This window comes from Leclercia adecarboxylata, from assembly GCF_006171285.1.
Taxonomy (GTDB): domain Bacteria; phylum Pseudomonadota; class Gammaproteobacteria; order Enterobacterales; family Enterobacteriaceae; genus Enterobacter; species Enterobacter barmai.
The window spans coordinates 3,089,146-3,107,877 of the sequence record NZ_CP040889.1; the positions used below are offsets into that span (position 1 = coordinate 3,089,146).

The window sequence follows — 18,732 nt, forward strand, 5'->3', positions numbered from 1 at the left end:
GGCGTGACAAATGTGCGCTGTTTTTGCCGGGTGGCGCTGCGCTTACCCGGCCTACGAGACATCAACACCTACAAATGTGCCCCAATATACCGCTGGTACCGGCTGGCTTTCAGGTAACAGAGATCCACCAGCACCAGGCCGTCGATGCAGTTGTTGAACGCCGGGTCGCTGCCAAAATCGATAAACTGCACGCCGCCGGGCTCGCACAGCTCGGAATACTGTTTATAGAGCGGCGGAATGCCGCATCCCAGGTTGCCCAGCAGCGATTTCAGGCGGGTGAGGTCTTCCACGTAATCTTCGCCGCCAAACTGCGCCAGCACGTCGGGCAACGAGGCGGGATACGGGCGGCGGGAGGTCGCCAGCGGATGGGTAGCCGGGAACCACAGCCGGTAAAAGGCGACCAGCAGATCCCGCGCGGCAGGGGGCAATCCGCCGGAGATGGAGACCGGCCCGAACAGGTAGCGATAGTGCGGATAGCGTGCCAGATAGGCCCCAATTCCTGACCACAGATAGTCGAGGCCGCGACGTCCCCAGTAGCGCGGCTGAATAAAGCTGCGCCCCAGTTCAATCCCGTGATCGAGGATCGCCTGCATCTCGTCATCGTAGTGAAACAGGCTGTGGCTGTAGAGCGCCTCCCGTCCCTTTAAGGCTCCCGGCATAAAGCGGTAGGCGCCGACAATCTCCAGATCCTCGTCATCCCATAAAATCAGGTGCAGATAGTCATCGTCATAGCGATCGGTATCGCGCCGCTTTCCGCTGCCTTCCCCCACCGCGCGAAAAGCGATCTCCCGCAGGCGACCCAGCTCGCGCAGGATCGGCGCCTCTTCCTGGCCGTTGCGCTGCCACAGACAGATGGTTTTGCCATCGGCGGTTGTCCCCAGACACTCCGCCTGCGTCAGGGCGCGCTTCAGGGTGGCCCGATCTTCCGGGCGGGCAATGGCGGATTCGGTTTTGAACACGCCTGACAGCCCCTTGCCAAGGCGCAACACGTGCTGGCGGCACTGTTCGGCCATCTCGCGGGCTGAAAGGGTGGGGCTATACCAGTGGCTCCAGCCGATCTGCTGGCCGATTTTCACCGGCAGGCGGCTGTGGCGACGGCGAAACATCTGCTGCATCAGCAGAAGCATCGACAGCTGCGGCGAGAGCAGGGTGCTGGCATAAAACAGCAGGCTGTTACGGGCGTGGATGTTCACCGGCAGCAGCGGCGCGCGGAATTTGCCCGCCAGCTTGATAAAGCCGGGGTGCCACTTTTTATCGCGGATCCCGATGCGCGTCGGGCGGGAAACTTCCCCGGCCGGGAAGAAGATCAGCACCCCGGCGTTTTGCAGGTGCTGTTCCATCAGGGTGAACGACGACTTCGCCGTGCGTCCGCCCAGATTATCCACCGGGATAAACAGCGAGCTTAGCGGCTCCAGGTGGCTCAGCATGCGGTTGGTGACCACTTTCACGTCCCGGCGCACCCGGGAAATGGCATACAGCAGCGCCAGGCCGTCCAGCGTCCCGGTGGGGTGGTTAGCGATAACAATCAGCGGACCGTGAGCGGGAATTTGTTCGAGGTCGTGAGCGGGAATGGCGCAGAGGATATCAAGATGTTCCAGAACCTGTTCCACCATATCGAGCCCTTTCAGGTGACGGTGGTCGGCGGCAAACTGCTGAAATTCTTCTTCGTGTAAGAGCTTCTTTAACAGGCTTTTTTGCCAGGGTGCAGGTTTCGCCTGCGGCCAAAGGTCATCGAGAACGCTGTCGAGACTAAACATGGTGGCTCCTCCTCCTGTTCTGCGAAGACAGTAGAAGCGCCAGATGTCGGTTGTATTGCAGTGTGGTGAAGGTTTGTCGCAGGCCGGGCAGGGCGAAGCCCCACCCGGCACTGGCGATTAACGCAGGATTTTCTTCTCGGCCAGATCCAGCGCGAAGTAGCTGAAGATCAGATCCGCGCCCGCGCGTTTGATCGCACCCAGGCTTTCGAGGATCACTTTCTCTTCGTCGATCGCACCCGCCTGGGCGGCGAACTTGATCATCGCGTACTCACCGCTCACCTGATACGCGCCCAGCGGCAGTTCGGTGCGCTCGCGGATATCGCGCAGGATGTCCAGATAGGCACCAGCCGGTTTAACCATCAGGCAGTCAGCGCCCTGGGCTTCGTCGAGGAGCGATTCACGGATCGCTTCCCGGCGGTTCAGCGGGTTCATCTGGTAGGTTTTGCGATCGCCCTTCAGCGCGGTACCGGCTGCTTCACGGAACGGGCCGTAGAAGGAGGAGGCGAACTTGGTGGAGTAGGACATGATCGCCGTGTCGGTGAAACCGGCGGCGTCCAGCGCCTGGCGAATGGCCTGCACCTGGCCGTCCATCGCCGCGGAGGGGGCGATAAAGTCAGCGCCGGCTGCGGCGGCCACGACTGCCTGTTTGCCCAAGTTGAGCAGGGTCGCGTCGTTGTCCACGCCGTGATCGCACAGCACGCCGCAGTGGCCGTGGGAGGTGTATTCGCAGAAGCAGGTATCGGACATGACGATCATTTCCGGTACGGTCTGCTTGGCGATGCGCGACATACGCGCCACCAGACCGTCCTCTTTCCAGGCATCGCTGCCGGTAGCGTCGGTATGGTGGGAGATGCCGAAGGTCATGATTGAGCGGATGCCCGCGTTGGCAATGCGTTCAATTTCGCGCGCCAGGTGCTTCTCAGGAATGCGCATCACGCCCGGCATGGCATCGATGGCTTTGTAGTCGTCGATCTCTTCTTCAACAAAAATTGGCAACACCAGATCGTTTAAGGACAGGGTTGTCTCTTCAAATAATGCGCGCAACGCCGGGGTTTTGCGCAGGCGACGGGGACGAGCAATTAAATCGGTCATGATATGCCTGAAGTCGGTGAATCAAAGAGAGGCAGTGTAACCGAAATGCGCGCAGACTGTTTTACTAAAGTTGTCGTTTTGGCCACAGTGTGCGCAGCGGTAAAATCGGCATTATTTTTGCTTTATATGTTTTTCCGCCTGAAATAAGTTTACGCTTTATCGGCGAGCATTAATTACGGGGCCATGGATATAGTGAATCCAGGTAATATCTCAACTTGCCTTGCTGATGCTGTTAGTTGCTGGTTGTTATTTATTTATTTTATCTCTTATTTTCTTTTATTTTATAATTAACAATGATCTTTCGCCTCGCCTTATTTTTCTTTCGAATATACATAACATACTGTAATTAAAGTTGTTTTTTATTATTTTTTGTATTTTAAAAAGTGCTGTGGTTATTTTGTATGTTTCCGGACTTAATTGCCGCATTCATTGAACTATTTTCTTTCGAGACTGCATAATTCGCCTCGCAATATATTTGCACTGTATTTACGGACAAACTTGCTTACGTCCCTGAGGAGGGATGACCCAATGCAAACATGGAAAAAGAAATTTGTTGTATCTCAACTTGCATTAGCCTGCACGCTGGCTATCGCTTCTCAGGCCAATGCAAAGGATATTTCTGATACTACTTACAACACCTTTGGTTACGATAATACCGCCACCTCGGCCTGGTATAATGGATATTCCGACTGGAATGACTCTTCCGCGGCACACGATGGCGATATCTATCCTGTCATCAACAAGTCCACGGTGAACGGCGTGATTTCAACGTACTACCTGGACGATGGCGCAGGCGGTCGTGCCAACGCCCTGTCTGTCTCCAACAGCACCATTAACGGGATGATCACCTCGAAGTGCATGACCACTGAATGTGCCAGCGGCCTGAATTCAGACGGCACGACGCACCAGCAGTACGACCGTTTTGCGCTGACGGTGGACAATACCACCATCAACGATACTTACGAGCATTACGCTTACGACGTGGTAAGCGGCAGCAGCACGACCACCACCTACTGGGATACCTACGCGCTGGGGAATGCCATCACCCTCGACGTGGAGTCGGACATTGTTATTCAGAACAACTCCCGCGTGGCCGGTATCACCCTGACCCAGGGCTATCACCAGCTCGATAACACCCCGTATGACGCGGTCACCGGCATTGAGGACAACGGCCACGTCTTTACCAACACCCTGCAGGTGAAAGATTCTGTCGTCACTTCAGGCGCCTACAGCGATCTGGGCACCAGCGGTTTTTATGGTCAGTCGGCAAAACCGAGCGATTACGGCGAAAACAACGCCACGGCCTCGGATGATGCGGCGCTGATCGTCACCGCCAGCAGCGCGGATAACGCCATGCGCACCACGGCGAACTTCGATCACTCCACCCTGACCGGCGATGTGCTGTTCACCAGCACCTTCGACAACAACTTCTATCCGAATGGCGATCCGGCCACCGATACCACCGCTGACGGCGTCTACAACCCGACCACCAACGGCTGGGACGGTACCGACAAACTGGATCTGACCCTGACCAACGGCAGCAAATGGGTCGGCGCGGCGGTCTCCAGCGTGGAGGCCATCGGGCCGGGTCAGATGTACGGTCAGGGCTACAGCAGCGTCGACTGGCGTGCGCTGTCGCCAAACAGCATCTGGCCAGCCTCAACGTTCAACAGCAACGGCCATCTGGTGGGTAATCAGGTTTACCAGAGCGGTCTGTTCAACGTCGCGCTGGATAACGGCTCAGAGTGGGATACCCGTAAGCAGTCCAACATCGATACCCTGACCGTTAACAACCGCTCGCAGGTTAACGTCGAGAGCTCCGGCCTGCTGGCTGACAGCATCACCCTGACCAACCGCTCGTCGATGAACATCGGCGATTCCGGTGACGTGGCGACCGACAGCCTCTATCTCGACAGCGCCAGCCGGCTCACCCTGACTCAGGAAACCGCCGGGCTGTACGCCAACACCATTACCGTTGATAACCAGGCTGAACTGGCGCTGGGTCTGGGCCAGGTGGATACCCACAGAATGGTGCTGACCGACGGCGGCGTGCTCAACGTTGCCAGCCGCGATTACGTGTTCAATTCCGATCTGAACAACGCCCGCTATGTCTCTGACGATATCCACCATGCTGAGTACGATTACGGGGTGATTGCCCTCAATTCTGACGGGCATCTGGCGGTGAACGGTGAAGTCTCCGGTAACTACAACGTGCGTCTGGATAACGCGACCGGGGCGGGTTCAGTTGCCGACTATAACAATAACGAGATCGTTCGCGTTTACGACAACAACGCGGATACCCGGTTTAGCTTTACCGCGGCCAATAAAGCGGATCTCGGTGCTTACACTTACCAGGCGCAGCAGCAGGGCGACACCGTGGTGCTGCATCAGGAGCGTCTGACCGATTACGCCAACATGGCCCTGAGCATTCCATCAGCCAACACCAATATCTGGCATCTGCAGCAGGATGCGCTCTCTACCCGTCTGACCAACAGCCGTCAAGGCCTGAAGGACAACGGCGGCGCGTGGGTAAGCCTTGTCGGCGGTAACTTCGACGGCGATAACGGCACGATCCACTACGATCAGGACGTCAGCGGCATCATGGTGGGTCTCGATACCTGGATTGATGGCAACAACGCCGATTGGATCTTTGGTGCGGCAGCGGGCTTTGCCAAAGGCGATATGAGCGATCGTACCGGCCAGGTGGATCAGGACAGCCAGACCGCCATGGTCTACTCCGCGGCGCGCTTTGAGAACGCGATCTTCCTCGACAGCTCCCTGAGCTACTCGCGCTTCAATAACGATCTCTCTGCGACCATGAGTGATGGCAAGTACGTCGATGGCAACACCACGACCGATGCCTGGGGCTTTGGCCTGAAGCTGGGCTACGACTGGAAACCGAACACGGCCGGTTACCTGACACCGTACGCGGCTATCTCCGGGCTGTTCCAGTCTGGCGACGACTACCGTCTGAGCAACGATATGCGCGTGGGCAGCCAGTCTTACGACAGCATGCGTTATGAGGCCGGTTTCGACGCGGGTTACACCTTCGGTTATGGCGACGATCAGGCGCTGACGCCGTTCTTCAAACTGGCATACGTCTATGATGATGCCGGTGAAGATGCGCGCGTGAACGGCGACAACATCGACAACGGCGTGAAAGGCTCTGCGGTTCGCGTGGGGCTGGGGACGCAGTTCAGCTTCACCAAACACTTCAGTGCTTACACTGATGCGACTTACCTGGGTGGGGGTGATGTCGATCAGAACTGGGGCGCAAACCTGGGTGTGAAATACACCTGGTAATACGTCTGATGCGGGGAGGCTTGCCTCCCCGTTTTTTAGCTCAGTTAAGGATGATCTGAGGCCTCATGAACCGTTATGCAAAACCCATTTCTGAGTTCTCCCGACTTGAACATTGCCTGGCATCGCACAGCACGCCATTTAAACTTCCCGCAATGCATCCTCTCTTCGGGGAGGGCGATCGAGAAAATGACAACGCAGTGGTGCTGCAGTCGGGCACGCTCAGTATTCACCGCCAGCAGGATGACCTGCTGATAGAGATTGTCGCCGCGCCTTATATCTTCGGGCTCAATGCCGGCATGATGGGCTGCAGCACCGAATATCTGCTGGTGACGCAATCGCCCTGTACCGGTTTCTGGCTGCCTGCGGCGAGTGCCCGCCAGCTGATTCAGCAGGCCGGACTGTGGTCCGACGCCTTCTGCTGGCTCTCCTGGCACCACCGGATGATGGAGATCCGCGATAAACAGCTGGTAGGCAATAACTCCTACAGCCAGATCCGCTCCACGCTGCTGGACATGGCCCAGTGGGACGAGGGGCTGCGGATGCGGGTGGGGGTGATGAACTACATTCAGCGCCGCACGCGCATTTCGCGTTCGGTGGTGGCAGAAGTGCTGGCGGCGCTGCGGCAGGGGAACTACATCATGATGGAAAGGGGCAAACTGATCGGTATCAACCATTTGCCCGCTGAATATTAAGCCTCAGGATGCCGGAATAACCTGCGGTTTGTTCTCGCTCAACTCCACCACCAGCTGGTTAACGCCGTCGCTCATGTTGACGAAACGCGTGAGCGGCGAGCGCGTCACCACCACGAATACCCCCACGTTAGACTGCGGGATCATCGCCATATAGGTGATGAATCCGCCGCCACCGCCGGTTTTCTGGATAATCCCCGGACGACCGTTTTTCGGCGACATATAGACCCAGCCAAGGCCCAGCGCGTCCGCGCGGCCCGGCACATCCATCCCGATCACCCGCGTTAACTGGCTGCGCTGATAGATCAGGGTCTGCATTCTGTCGGCCTGGTTGCTGCGCGAATAGAAATCCGAGGAGAGGAACTGCTGCATCCAGCGCATCATGTCACCCGGCGTGGAGTAAACCCCGCCGCTGCCCACTGCCGCCAGAGTGTTGTTACACGGGCTGGCCCCTTTTTCCGCCACCATCAGGCGTTTGCACTGATCGGGGGAGGGAGTAAAGGTGGTGTCTTTCATCCCCAGCGGACGGGTGATCTGCTCTTCGAACAGCTGCGCATAGGGCTTGCCGGCGGCGTTGCCCAGCGCGTCGGCCAGCAGGTCAAACGCCAGGTTGGAGTAGGCGGCCTGCGTGCCCGGCGTCGATTTCAGGGTCGCCGTCGACAGCCAGTTCCAGCGCTGATCCCGGGTGGGCCAGACGAAGACCGGACGATGCGCCGCGCCGCCCGGCTGTTCGCGCGGCAGGGCGCTGGTGTGGGTAGCGAGGTTAACGAGCGTAATCGGCGCGCCCTGATAGGTCGGCACGCGAGCCCCCGGCGGGGCATATTTACTTAACGGATCGTTGAGCCTGACCACGCCCTGATCGAGCAGTTTTACCAGCATCTCGCTGGTCATTAATTTGGTCAGGGAGGCGATGCGCACCACCGAATCCAGCTGCGGGTGAACGTTGTTGCCCGGGCGCGTTTCGCCAAAGCTGCGGAACACGCGCTGGTTGCCGTCAATCGCTACCAGAGCCATCCCCGTTGCGCCACTGCCGTAAAAAATATGATTTGCGTAGCGATCAACCACATCAGAGGCAAAAGCCGGATCGGCGATCGGCTCGACAGCCTGCACGCTGGTGAGGCTGGCCGCATACAGCGCGGCGGAGAGGAACAGACAACGTTTCAACGAAAGTATCCATGAAGTGAATGAAAAAAGTATGCGTATTTATACTACTAATCGGCGTATTGCAAAGGCCTGAACAGCATAACGATAGCGTGAAAAACGTAACCATGGGTAAATACGAACAATTTCGTGATTACCGATCTCATGTTTTGTGACATTGCGCTTATGATACCTGTCAGATTCATTCACTTTTCCGCCCGGGTGGCGGGTGACGGCGAACTAAAACCAGGCCGACAGGTCTGATAATCCGTCGTGCACAGCAGTAAAGATAACAACCAGAAGGAAGCGTTATGTTTAAGTCGTTTTTCCCAAAACCGGGACCCTTTTTTCTCTCGGCCTTTATTTGGGCTCTGATCGCAGTCATTTTCTGGCAGGCGGGTGGTGGGGCCTGGATTGAGCGTCTGGCTGGCGCTACCGGCGATGTACCCATCAGCGCGGCGCGTTTCTGGTCCCGTAGCTATCTGATCTTTTACGCCTATTATGCGATCTGCGTCGGGGCGTTTGCCCTGTTCTGGTTTATCTACTCGCCGCACCGCTGGCAGTACTGGTCGATTCTCGGCACCGCGCTGATTATCTTCGTCACCTGGTTTCTGGTGGAAGTGGGGGTAGCGGTCAACGCCTGGTACGCGCCGTTCTATGACCTGATCCAGACCGCGCTCAGCTCGCCGCATAAGGTCACCATCAACCAGTTTTATCACGAGGTAGGCATTTTCCTTGGCATCGCGCTGATCGCTGTAATTATCGGCGTGATGAATAACTTCTTCGTCAGCCACTACGTGTTCCGCTGGCGTACCGCGATGAACGAACATTATATGGCCCACTGGCAGCAGCTGCGCCATATCGAAGGTGCCGCCCAGCGTGTGCAGGAAGACACCATGCGCTTTGCCTCCACCCTGGAGGATATGGGCGTGAGTTTTATCAACGCTATCATGACCCTGATCGCCTTCCTGCCGGTGCTGGTGACCCTGTCGGCACACGTGCCGGATCTGCCGATTGTCGGCCATCTGCCGTATGGCCTGGTGATCGCCGCGATTGTCTGGTCGCTGATGGGGACCGGTCTGCTGGCGGTGGTCGGGATCAAGCTGCCGGGGCTGGAGTTCAAAAACCAGCGCGTCGAAGCGGCCTACCGTAAAGAGCTGGTCTATGGCGAAGACGATGCCAGCCGCGCCTCGCCGCCGACGGTGCGCGAGCTGTTCGGCGCGGTGCGCCGGAACTACTTCCGTCTCTATTTCCACTACATGTACTTCAACATTGCCCGCATCCTCTACCTGCAGGTGGATAACGTTTTCGGTTTGTTCCTGCTGTTCCCGTCGATTGTGGCCGGTACCATTACGCTCGGTCTGATGACGCAAATCACTAACGTGTTCGGTCAGGTACGCGGCTCGTTCCAGTATCTGATCAGCTCGTGGACCACGCTGGTGGAGCTGATGTCCATCTATAAACGTTTGCGCAGTTTTGAACGTGAGCTGGACGGTCAGGATCTACAGGAAGTTACCCATACGTTAGGTTAATACAGGGAGTGTCTATGTCTTTTACCGTACCGCGCGCGTTACCCCTTTCGCTGCTTGCCGCCCTGGTGCTGGCCGGGTGTGCTGAGAAAGGGGCGGCGCCGCTGAAAAAGGGCGAAAAGCCCGTCGACGTGGCAAGCGTGGTGCGGCAAAAAATGCCTGCCACGGTAAAAGACCGGGACCAGTGGGCCTCGGCGCTGGCGAAAACCTTTGAGAGCCAGAAGATCGCCCCCACCGAGGAGAACATCTGCTCGGTGCTGGCGGTGGCGCAGCAGGAGTCGCTCTATCAGTCCGACCCGGCGGTGCCCGGGCTGAACAAAATCGCCTGGAAAGAGATCGACCGGCGCGCCGAAAAGCTGCATATCCCGACGTTCCTGGTGCATACCGCTTTGAAAATCACCTCCCCGAACGGCAAAAGCTACAGCGAGCGGCTGGATGCGGTGAAAACCGAAAAGCAGCTGAGCGCCATCTTCGATGACATGATCGGTACGGTGCCGATGGGGCAGACCCTGTTTGGCTCCCTCAACCCGGTGCATACCGGCGGGCCAATGCAGGTGAGTATCGCCTTTGCTGAAAAGCATACCGACGGCTATCCGTGGAAAATCGAAAACACGGTTCGCCAGGAGGTCTTCTCCCTGCGCGGCGGACTCTGGTTTGGCACCTACCATCTGCTGAACTACCCCACCAGCTATACGGTGCCGCTCTACCGCTTTGCTGACTTTAACGCTGGCTGGTATGCCAGCCGCAATGCAGCGTTCCAGAATGCCGTCAGCCGCGCCAGCGGCGTGAAGCTGGCGCTGGATGGCGACCTGATTGTCTATGGCAGCAACGAGGCAGGCAAAACGGAGCTGGCGGTGCGCAAGCTGGCCAGCAAGCTGGATATGAGCGAGAGCGAAATTCGTCAGCAGCTGAGAAAGGGCGACAGCCTGGCGTTTGAGAAAACTGAACTGTATGAGCGGGTGTATAAACTGGCGGAGCAGAAGAGCGGAAAGACGTTACCGAGGGCGATGCTGCCGGGGATCCAGCTTGAGAGTCCGAAAATCACCCGCAATCTGACCACGGCCTGGTTTGCCCAGCGCGTTGACGATCGCCGGGCGAAATGTATGGCGCTGAATTAACGGTAGCGGCGCCAGCGCACCACGACGGCAACGGCGCCTAACACTACCAGACCGACAAGGAAGGGGATCAGTCCGAAGACGGTGCCGACGCCCAGGCCAATTTCCACCCGCGGACGGCCGCTGTCTTCGACCTGCATCAGATGTTCGTAGACCCCTGGCGCATGCACCAGAATGTTCAGTAATTGCGAACCTGCCCAGAAGCAGAACAGCACGAACAGCGCGTAAGCAATATTACCCGCCGTGGAGGTTTTGGGTTGTCTGGTGCTGAAGATGGGCTTCGGCATAGTGAAGTCTGCCATAAATACCTCCGAGTGTTCTGACTGGCTATGTGCCTGTTGTACACGTCAAGTTTGACAGCACATTGCCGTTGTCAATATCGGAATGATGGTAATTTGGCCTGGGGAATTCTCCTGGTTTACCAATTTCTGCCGCGCATCACAGATTTTTTACTTAAGTGAAATTCACTCTCATTTCAGATTTTCCGCATACGCCGCAGACCTGGCGACAAAACTGTGCGAGGATAGATTTTTTCTTCTGGAGCGACCATGAAACTGCCTGCCAAAATTCGCCGTGACTGGCACTTCTATGCTTTTGCTATTGGGCTGATCTTTATTCTGAATGGGGTGGTAGGACTGCTGGGCTTCGAAGCGAAGGGCTGGCAAACCTATGCGGTGGGGCTGGTGACCTGGGTGGTCAGCTTCTGGCTGGCGGGGTTTATCATTCGCCGCCGCCCGGAAGAGACGACGGCGAACGACGCGGATTAACCGCTCACTGAAATCTGCAGCGCGCTGTCAGCGGCATGCCGCTCCAGCGCCAGTTCAATCAGGCGGGTGATTAAATCCGGATAGCTCAGGCCGCTGGCCTGCCACAGTTTCGGGTACATGCTGATGTTGGTGAAGCCGGGCAGGGTGTTGATCTCGTTGATCACCACGCTGTTATCCGCCGTTAAGAAGACGTCGACGCGCGCCATGCCGCGGCACCCCAGCGCCTGATACGCTTCGATGGCAATCGCGCGGATCGCGTCGTTAACCTCAGCATCCAGCGCCGCAGGGACCACCACCTGTGCGCCCTTGTCATCGATGTATTTGGTGTCGTAAGAGTAGAACTCGCTGTTCAGCACCACTTCGCCGCAGGTGCTGGCCTGCGGAAAATCATTGCCCAGCACCGCACACTCAATCTCACGCCCTTTAATTCCCTGCTCAACCACCACTTTGTGATCGAAGGTGAACGCCAGACGCACCGCTTCGCTGAACTGCGCTTCGCTGTTCACCTTGCTGACGCCAACGGAAGAGCCCTGGTTAGCCGGCTTGACGAACAGCGGCAGGCCAAAGCGGGCGCTGAGATCGGCAAAGGTGTGTTGCTCGCGGTTGGCGCGGGTGAGGGTGACAAACGGCGCCACGTTCAGCCCGGCATCGCGCAGCAGGCGTTTGGTGACGTCTTTATCCATACAGGCGGCGGAACCGAGCACATCGGAGCCGACGAACGGCAGGTTGGCCATGCGCAGCATCCCCTGCAGGGAGCCATCTTCGCCCAGCGTGCCGTGGACAATCGGGAAGATAACGTCGAGCTGTGAAAGCGTCTGGCCGGTGCCGGCGTCGATCAGCTGGCCCTGTACTACGCCCGGTACGGTGGCAACGCTGATTTCAGACGGGTTCAGCGCAATGCGCGCCGGATCGTCAGCGTTGAGCAGATAGCCCTGCTCGTCGTTAATGTGCCACTGGCCCTGTTTATCAATACCCAACAGCACGACTTCAAAGCGGCTCTTATCAATCGCGTTAACGATATTTTTGGCCGATTGCAGCGACACTTCGTGCTCTGCTGATTTTCCCCCAAAGACAATACCTACCCGCAACTTCGCCATCACTTCGTTCATCCACTCTGACTCAAAACGCTTACCATATCACGATGCCCGGCGGGATTCGCCGCCTTCTGCCATAATGTTTTTGACACATCGCAAAGGGGGGTGAGTGAAAGGAAAAAGCCTGATTATCTGTCTGATACTGATTGTTGCGGCTGTGGCGGGCTATCGCTGGCTGCCGTCTTATTACAATCCTTTTGCGCCGCTCACCCTCGACGATCCCCCCGGCACCCTGACCCAGTTTAAGCTCCGTCGCCTGACGCCCGAGCATTGTGACGTGCTGCTGGCCCAGGCCAATGCGCGCCAGCTGATCCGCACCCAGGCGGTAGCCGACAGCACGGGAGAGTGTTCGTTGAGCGACGTGGTGCGGGTGCGCAGTTTTGGCCACGTCAGCCTCAGCAGCAGCTTTCTGGCCAGCTGCCCGCTGGCGCTCAGTACGGCGCTGTTCGTTGATCAACAGGCCCGGCCGCTGACCCAAAGCCTGATGGGAAGCAGCCTTTCGCGTATCGACCATTTCGGCAGTTTTGCCTGCCGGAACATCTATCACCGTCCCAACGCCCGGCGCAGCGAGCATGCCACCGCCGAGGCGCTGGACATCAGCGGATTTACCTTGGAAAACGGTCAGCGAATTTCGGTCCTGCGCGGCTGGAAGAACGCCCGAACCGAACCCTGGCTGCGGGCGCTGCTCAGCGCCAGCTGCGGCTACTTCGGCAATGCCCTCGGCCCGGATTACAACGCCGCCCACGCCAACCATTTTCACCTGGGAATGCGCGGTTTTGGCTACTGCCCGCAAAGCATAAATCACCAGCAAAAAGGCGAAAATATGTGACATATTTCACAAATATGATGACTGGGAAGATAAAACACCGAAGTCGCGTCAGGCGCATCTCTGACAACTAACGGCGCAACGTAACTTGCTAATCTGATAACGAATTTACGTAATATGAAGACAGTACCCGCCTATGGAATCGTGGAAGGTTAACCTCATCTCGGTCTGGTTTGGTTGTTTTTTCACCGGCCTTGCCATCAGTCAGATTTTGCCGTTTTTGCCGCTGTATGTGTCTCAGCTTGGCGTCTCGTCCCACGAGGCGCTGTCGATGTGGTCAGGGCTGGTCTTCAGCGTCACGTTTCTCGTGTCGGCCATCGTCTCGCCCATGTGGGGCAGCCTCGCGGATCGCAAAGGGCGCAAGCTGATGCTGCTGCGCGCCTCGCTGGGGATGGCGATTGCCATCCTGCTGCAGGCGTTTGCCACCAACGTCTGGCAGCTGTTCCTGCTGCGCGCTCTGATGGGGCTCACCTCCGGCTATATTCCGAATGCGATGGCGCTGGTGGCCTCCCAAGTGCCCCGGGAGCGTAGCGGCTGGGCCATCAGCACTCTGTCGACGGCGCAGATCAGCGGGGTGATTGGCGGTCCGCTGATGGGCGGATTCCTGGCAGACCACGTGGGGCTGCGCGCGGTGTTCGTCATCACCGCCGTCCTGCTGGTGATCAGTTTTCTGGTGACGCTGTTTCTGATTAAAGAGGGGGCGCGCCCGACCGTGAGCAAGGCGGAGCGGCTGAGCGGCAAGGCGGTATTTGCCTCGCTCCCTTATCCGAGGCTGATGATCAGCCTGTTCGTCACCACCATGGTGATCCAGCTCTGCAACGGCTCGGTGGGGCCGATCCTCGCCCTGTTTATTCAGTCGATGGCGCCCGAGAGTAACAATATTGCCTTCCTCAGCGGGATGATTGCCGCCGTGCCGGGGATTTCTGCGTTAATGTCCGCTCCACGGCTCGGCAAGCTCGGGGATCGCATCGGCACGGGCCGTATTCTGATGGCGACGCTTATCGTGGCGGTGGTGCTCTTTTTCGCCATGTCCTTTGTCACCACCCCGTTGCAGCTTGGCGTGCTGCGCTTTTTACTCGGCTTTGCTGATGGCGCCATGCTGCCCGCCGTGCAGACCCTGCTGATCAAGTACTCCAGCGATCGGGTCACCGGGCGCATCTTCGGCTATAACCAGTCGTTTATGTATCTGGGGAACGTGGCCGGTCCGCTGATGGGGGCCGCGGTTTCGGCGATGGCCGGATTCCGCTGGGTATTTGCCGCCACCGCGGTGGTGGTGCTGGTGAATATTCTGCAACTGGCATGGGCGATGCGCCAGCGCCGCCTGCGGGAAGCCCGGACTCAGGCGGCAAAGCGTCTTTAATGTTGTTGTATAATATAGTGTGATCTGACCGCCATTATCATAAATGTGAAATGGTGGTTCTTCATTTTAATTATTCTGCTAAGAAAGAATTAAATTTAATTTAAAGCACGTCTTATCACGCACCCAGAGATACTATTTTATGATGCATGTGGGGTTTGCTTAAAAATAGTACTTTTACCCACTTTGCAAGCATCAGACATAATGATAACGTCGAAAAAAACTGATAAGGAAATAGCGCTGTGAAAAATCTCATTGCAGAGTTGTTGGTGAAGCTGGCAGAAAAGGAAGAAGAGTCAAAAGAGCTGGTGGCTCAGGTTGAGGCACTGGAAATTGTGGTCACCGCACTGTTACGCCAGATGGCGCAAAGCGATCAGCAGGCGTTGATCAAAAGCGTGGAAGGCGCGCTGGATGAGGCCCGACCAGATGCGGAGGTACCGGCCCAGGATAGCGAGATGCTGCAGCAATACGTAAAAAAGCTGCTACGGCACCCGCGCAGCTGAACGGTTATCTGACTTAAGTTATTGTCATAGAAACGTCACGTCGGTTGCCTGTAGTCGCTCTGTTTTATTTTTCATGTATTTCTCCATGGAGAAAATAAGTGAAACAGAGCGCATTTTATATTGCATTACTCCCTCAGCTGTTTACCCTCACTATTTATGCTGAAAATGTCGCATCCACTACGGTGCTTGTTAATCGTGCTGCCCAGGGGATATCACCTGGCCCGGCGGGGCTCGTCGTTTGACGGAAGTTCAGACCGCCGCAATTCGCGCGTCATTAAATGATAAGCCAGCCCAAAATATTATTCTGCTGATTGGCGACGGAATGGTCGATTCCGAAATAATCGCGGAACGAAATTATGCCGAAGGGGCAGGCGCGTGCAGGCTCAGGCCCGTGGCTATCAGTTGGTGAGCGATGCCGCATCAGGGCTGATATAAACTGGCTGCCCGACGGGAAAATATCCCGCCGGGTGGTTTTTTTATCAACACGGACCAGACTTAAGGAGATCATTCACAGAAGGAAAGTGCTATGAAAATCACACTGCTGGTCACGCTGCTCCTTGAGCTGTTTTCTCTCACCCCGGCGGGGGCGCAGGATAAACAGCTCACCCCGCAGCAGCAACGCATGACTACCTGCAACCAACAGGCGACCGCCCAGGCGCTGAAAGGCGACTCCCGTAAGACCTACATGAGCGATTGCCTGAAAAACGCCTCTTCTAAACCCAACGAAAAAAGCCTGACGCCGCAACAGCAAAGAATGCGTGAATGTAACTCCCAGGCGACGCAACAATCGCTCAAAGGCGATGACCGTAATAAGTTCATGAGCGCCTGCCTGAAGAAAACCGGCTAGTTCAAAAGGGTGAGCGCTTCGTCTGGCTCACCCGAAATATCATACTTAGCGCCAGATAAGCCTTTCTATAATTTGGGAAAATACTATTGAGTATTCCCAATGCCCATGAATGATGAGAACTTTTACACTAAAGCCTATGCCCGTGAGGGTATAAACCAGGCGCGATCCGCGGATGAACATCACCGCGAAGGCATCCGTCTGGCCCGCCGGTTACGTTTACCCCGTGCTGTGGGTCTGGCTATTCTTTTCTTCCCGATTGGCAGCATGCTGGCCGCACTGCCGGCGAACGGCCTCTGGTGGCTACTGCTGGTGGGATGGGCGTTCGTCTGGCCGCACCTGGCCTGGCAATTAGCGATGCGCTCGGCGGATCCTCATCATAATGAGATGTTCAACCTCAAAATTGACGCCATTATGGCCGGGGTGTGGATTGGGCTGATGGGCTTCAACGCCATGCCCAGCGCGGCGCTGATCATGATGATGAGCATGAACCTGATGGGCGTGGGGGGCATCCGGCTTTACGCCACAGGCGCGTTAATGACCGCGCTGTCGGCGCTGGTAACCCTGCAAATGATGCACGTGCCGCTGGCCTTCGTCAGCGCCCCGCTGGAAATCTGGCTCGCGCTGCCGGTCATTGTGGGTTATCCGATGCTGTTTGCCTGGGTCAGTTTCCATACTACCAACAGTCTGGTGGAGCATAAGCGGCGGCTGGAGCTGATGAGCACGCTGGACGGGATGACAGGGGTATTTAACCGTCGCCACTGGGAAGTGCTGCTGCGCACGGAGTTTGAAAACTGCCGTCGCTACCACCGGAGTGCGACGATGCTGCTGATCGACATCGATCACTTTAAGGGCATTAACGACACCTGGGGCCACGACGTCGGCGATCAGGCCATTATCGCCGTGACCCGCCAGCTTCAGCTGACGTTACGCGCCAGCGATATGATTGGCCGTTTTGGCGGGGATGAGTTCGCGGTGATCATGAGCGGGACGCCTGCGGAAAGCGCCATTGCGGCGATGTCGCGGGTCCATGAACGGCTGGCGGAACTGCGCCTGCCGGGTGCGCCGCAGGTAAAGCTGTGCATCAGCGTCGGGGTTGCGCCGCTAACGACGTCGATGGTGCATTACCAGGAGTGGCTGAAAGCGGCGGATATCGCACTCTATAAAGCGAAAAATGCCGGACGGAACCGCACCGAGGTGGCCGCATAACGTCCGGCTATGGATCAGGATTTGCTCAGCAGCTCTGATTTTTCCATGCACTTATTCATGGCTTCAATGACGGCTGCGCGGAATCCGCGCTCTTCCAGCACCCGCACCGCTTCGATGGTGGTGCCGCCCGGTGAGCAGACCATATCCTTCAGTTCGCCAGGATGTTTGCCGGTCTCCAGCACCATTTTGGCTGAACCCATCACCGCCTGCGCAGCAAACTTATAAGCCTGCGCGCGCGGCATCCCGCCCAGCACCGCCGCATCCGCCATCGCTTCGATAAACATAAACACGTAGGCGGGCGCCGAACCGCTGACGCCCACCACCGGGTGGATCATCGCCTCGGCAATTACTTCGGCTTCCCCGAAGCAGCGGAAAATATTGACCACATCGGCAACTTCTTCCGTCGTCACCAGCGCGTTAGGGGTGATGGAGGTCATGCCCGCTTTCACCAGCGACGGCGTGTTTGGCATCGCGCGGACGATTTTACGGTCGTGGCCCAGGGCGCGCGCCAGCTGGTCGAGGGTGACGCCTGCCGCGATTGAGACCACCAGGGTCTCTTTATTGAGGCTGGAGGTGATATCGCTCAGGACTTTGACCATCATGTTCGGCTTCACCGCCCCGAAGACGATATCGGCCACCTGCGCCACTTCCTGGGCGCTTTGCGCAGCGTTGATCCCGTACTGGTCGTGCAGGGCGGCGACCTTGTCCGGTGACGGGGTGTAGACCCAAATCTGACCAGGCAGCACCTGACCGCTGGCAATCAGTCCGCCGAGAATGGCTTTGCCCATATTACCGCAGCCGATAAAACCGATTTTCTTCTCCATCACGTCTCCCTCTTAAACTTTGTTATGATTGTCGAACTTTAGCCTATCAGGTTTTGTTACGCAGCATTATATGCCGGAGAGAGAAGATGGCGATTTGGGTGGATGCCGATGCGTGTCCCAATGTGATTAAAGAGATCCTGTTTCGCGCCGCCGAGCGCGTTCAGATGCCGCTGACCCTGGTGGCGAATCAGAACCTGCGCGTGCCGCCGTCCCGCTTTATCCGCTCCCTGCGCGTTCCGGCCGGTTTTGACGTGGCCGATAACGAAATCGTGCGCCTGTGCAGCGCGGAAGACCTGGTGATCACCGCCGACATTCCGCTGGCGGCGGAAGTGCTGGAGAAAGGGGCGGCAGCCCTCAACCCGCGCGGCGAACGTTATTTCCCGTCCACCATCCGCGAAAAGCTGACGATGCGTGATTTTATGGACACCATGCGCGCCAGCGGCGTGCAGACCGGCGGGCCGGATAGCCTGTCTCAGCGCGACAGGCAGCAGTTTGCCGCCGAACTGGATAAATGGCTGCTGGAAGTGAAGCGCCGCCAGGGTTAATCATCACTGCGACATATGTTTTGGTCATTATTACCCCAGTCCGGGGTTGTCAACGGCGGGTGGGTTCAGGTAAGGTGGGCGCACCGGCTAGTGCCATCATTTCTTTACAGGTTCTTTCCTTGATATTTCTGGAGTTGA

At 57.3% G+C, this 18,732-nt stretch carries 17 protein-coding genes and 1 pseudogene; 12 read left to right on the plus strand and 6 right to left on the minus strand.

All coding sequences use genetic code 11. From position 1 onward, the window contains the following. Positions 1 to 68 precede the first annotated feature (68 nt). Both FHN83_RS16505 and hemB read right to left on the minus strand, forming a co-directional pair. Positions 69 to 1,757 carry a lysophospholipid acyltransferase family protein gene (locus FHN83_RS16505; protein WP_139564408.1) on the minus strand — a complete coding sequence of 563 codons (1,689 nt, stop codon included), beginning with the start codon at positions 1,755 to 1,757 and terminating at the stop codon, positions 69 to 71. A gap of 117 nt (positions 1,758 to 1,874) precedes the next feature. Beyond that, entirely contained in the window at positions 1,875 to 2,849 is a 975-nt protein-coding gene (gene hemB, locus FHN83_RS16510; protein ID WP_139564409.1) for a porphobilinogen synthase, read from the minus strand. A 528-nt stretch (positions 2,850 to 3,377) separates the two neighbouring features. On the opposite strand from hemB, the gene FHN83_RS16515 reads away from it, so the two are divergent. Both FHN83_RS16515 and FHN83_RS16520 read left to right on the plus strand, forming a co-directional pair. Beyond that, positions 3,378 to 6,152, plus strand: a complete 2,775-nt coding sequence (locus tag FHN83_RS16515; protein WP_139564410.1) for an autotransporter outer membrane beta-barrel domain-containing protein — start codon at positions 3,378 to 3,380, stop codon at positions 6,150 to 6,152. 65 nt (positions 6,153 to 6,217) lie between these two features. Next, entirely contained in the window at positions 6,218 to 6,844 is a 627-nt protein-coding gene (locus FHN83_RS16520; protein ID WP_039031460.1) for a helix-turn-helix domain-containing protein, read from the plus strand. Between the two features lie 3 nt (positions 6,845 to 6,847). Here FHN83_RS16520 and ampH read toward each other — a convergent pair whose 3' ends face one another. Next, the gene (ampH, locus tag FHN83_RS16525) at positions 6,848 to 8,005 is read right to left on the minus strand and encodes a D-alanyl-D-alanine-carboxypeptidase/endopeptidase AmpH (protein ID WP_039031461.1); all 1,158 of its coding nucleotides are present in this window, start codon (positions 8,003 to 8,005) and stop codon (positions 6,848 to 6,850) included. 287 nt (positions 8,006 to 8,292) lie between these two features. On the opposite strand from ampH, the gene sbmA reads away from it, so the two are divergent. Both sbmA and FHN83_RS16535 read left to right on the plus strand, forming a co-directional pair. Beyond that, on the plus strand, positions 8,293 to 9,513 hold the full coding sequence (sbmA, locus tag FHN83_RS16530) for a peptide antibiotic transporter SbmA (protein ID WP_039031462.1): 1,221 nt from the start codon (positions 8,293 to 8,295) through the stop codon (positions 9,511 to 9,513). A 14-nt stretch (positions 9,514 to 9,527) separates the two neighbouring features. Continuing rightward, on the plus strand, positions 9,528 to 10,628 hold the full coding sequence (locus FHN83_RS16535; RefSeq protein WP_039031463.1) for a DUF1615 domain-containing protein: 1,101 nt from the start codon (positions 9,528 to 9,530) through the stop codon (positions 10,626 to 10,628). On the opposite strand, the gene FHN83_RS16540 is transcribed toward FHN83_RS16535, so the two are convergent. After that, entirely contained in the window at positions 10,625 to 10,927 is a 303-nt protein-coding gene (locus tag FHN83_RS16540; RefSeq protein ID WP_039031464.1) for a DUF2755 family protein, read from the minus strand. The genes FHN83_RS16535 and FHN83_RS16540 overlap by 4 nt on opposite strands. Positions 10,928 to 11,173: 246 nt before the next feature. On the opposite strand from FHN83_RS16540, the gene FHN83_RS16545 reads away from it, so the two are divergent. Further along, the gene (locus FHN83_RS16545; RefSeq protein ID WP_039031465.1) at positions 11,174 to 11,392 is read left to right on the plus strand and encodes a DUF2754 domain-containing protein; all 219 of its coding nucleotides are present in this window, start codon (positions 11,174 to 11,176) and stop codon (positions 11,390 to 11,392) included. On the opposite strand, the gene ddlA is transcribed toward FHN83_RS16545, so the two are convergent. After that, positions 11,389 to 12,489, minus strand: a complete 1,101-nt coding sequence (gene ddlA, locus FHN83_RS16550; RefSeq protein ID WP_139565448.1) for a D-alanine--D-alanine ligase — start codon at positions 12,487 to 12,489, stop codon at positions 11,389 to 11,391. The genes FHN83_RS16545 and ddlA overlap by 4 nt on opposite strands. 106 nt (positions 12,490 to 12,595) lie before the next feature. Here ddlA and FHN83_RS16555 point away from each other — a divergent pair, with 106 nt between their 5' ends. The 6 genes and pseudogenes from FHN83_RS16555 to adrA all read left to right on the plus strand — a co-directional run bounded on the left by FHN83_RS16555 (position 12,596) and on the right by adrA (position 17,225). Beyond that, a complete protein-coding gene (locus FHN83_RS16555; RefSeq protein WP_139564411.1) occupies positions 12,596 to 13,315 on the plus strand; it encodes an extensin family protein in 720 nt (239 codons plus the stop codon). 133 nt (positions 13,316 to 13,448) lie between these two features. Then, entirely contained in the window at positions 13,449 to 14,672 is a 1,224-nt protein-coding gene (locus FHN83_RS16560; RefSeq protein WP_139564412.1) for a multidrug efflux MFS transporter, read from the plus strand. 239 nt (positions 14,673 to 14,911) lie between these two features. Next, positions 14,912 to 15,172, plus strand: coding sequence for an anti-adapter protein IraP (iraP, locus tag FHN83_RS16565; RefSeq protein ID WP_039031467.1), 261 nt, complete (start codon positions 14,912 to 14,914; stop codon positions 15,170 to 15,172). Positions 15,173 to 15,270: 98 nt separating this feature from the next. Then, positions 15,271 to 15,545, plus strand: a pseudogene (locus tag FHN83_RS28620) (alkaline phosphatase); the annotation flags it as partial. A gap of 153 nt (positions 15,546 to 15,698) precedes the next feature. Then, entirely contained in the window at positions 15,699 to 16,019 is a 321-nt protein-coding gene (gene psiF / locus FHN83_RS16575) for a phosphate starvation-inducible protein PsiF (protein ID WP_139564413.1), read from the plus strand. Between the two features lie 105 nt (positions 16,020 to 16,124). Next, positions 16,125 to 17,225: a diguanylate cyclase AdrA gene (adrA, locus tag FHN83_RS16580; protein ID WP_138370678.1), complete on the plus strand. Its 1,101-nt coding sequence runs from the start codon at positions 16,125 to 16,127 to the stop codon at positions 17,223 to 17,225. A gap of 14 nt (positions 17,226 to 17,239) precedes the next feature. On the opposite strand, the gene proC is transcribed toward adrA, so the two are convergent. Beyond that, the gene (gene proC, locus FHN83_RS16585) at positions 17,240 to 18,049 is read right to left on the minus strand and encodes a pyrroline-5-carboxylate reductase (RefSeq protein ID WP_039031470.1); all 810 of its coding nucleotides are present in this window, start codon (positions 18,047 to 18,049) and stop codon (positions 17,240 to 17,242) included. Between the two features lie 86 nt (positions 18,050 to 18,135). On the opposite strand from proC, the gene FHN83_RS16590 reads away from it, so the two are divergent. Beyond that, entirely contained in the window at positions 18,136 to 18,594 is a 459-nt protein-coding gene (locus FHN83_RS16590; protein ID WP_139564414.1) for a YaiI/YqxD family protein, read from the plus strand. Positions 18,595 to 18,732: the final 138 nt, after the last annotated feature.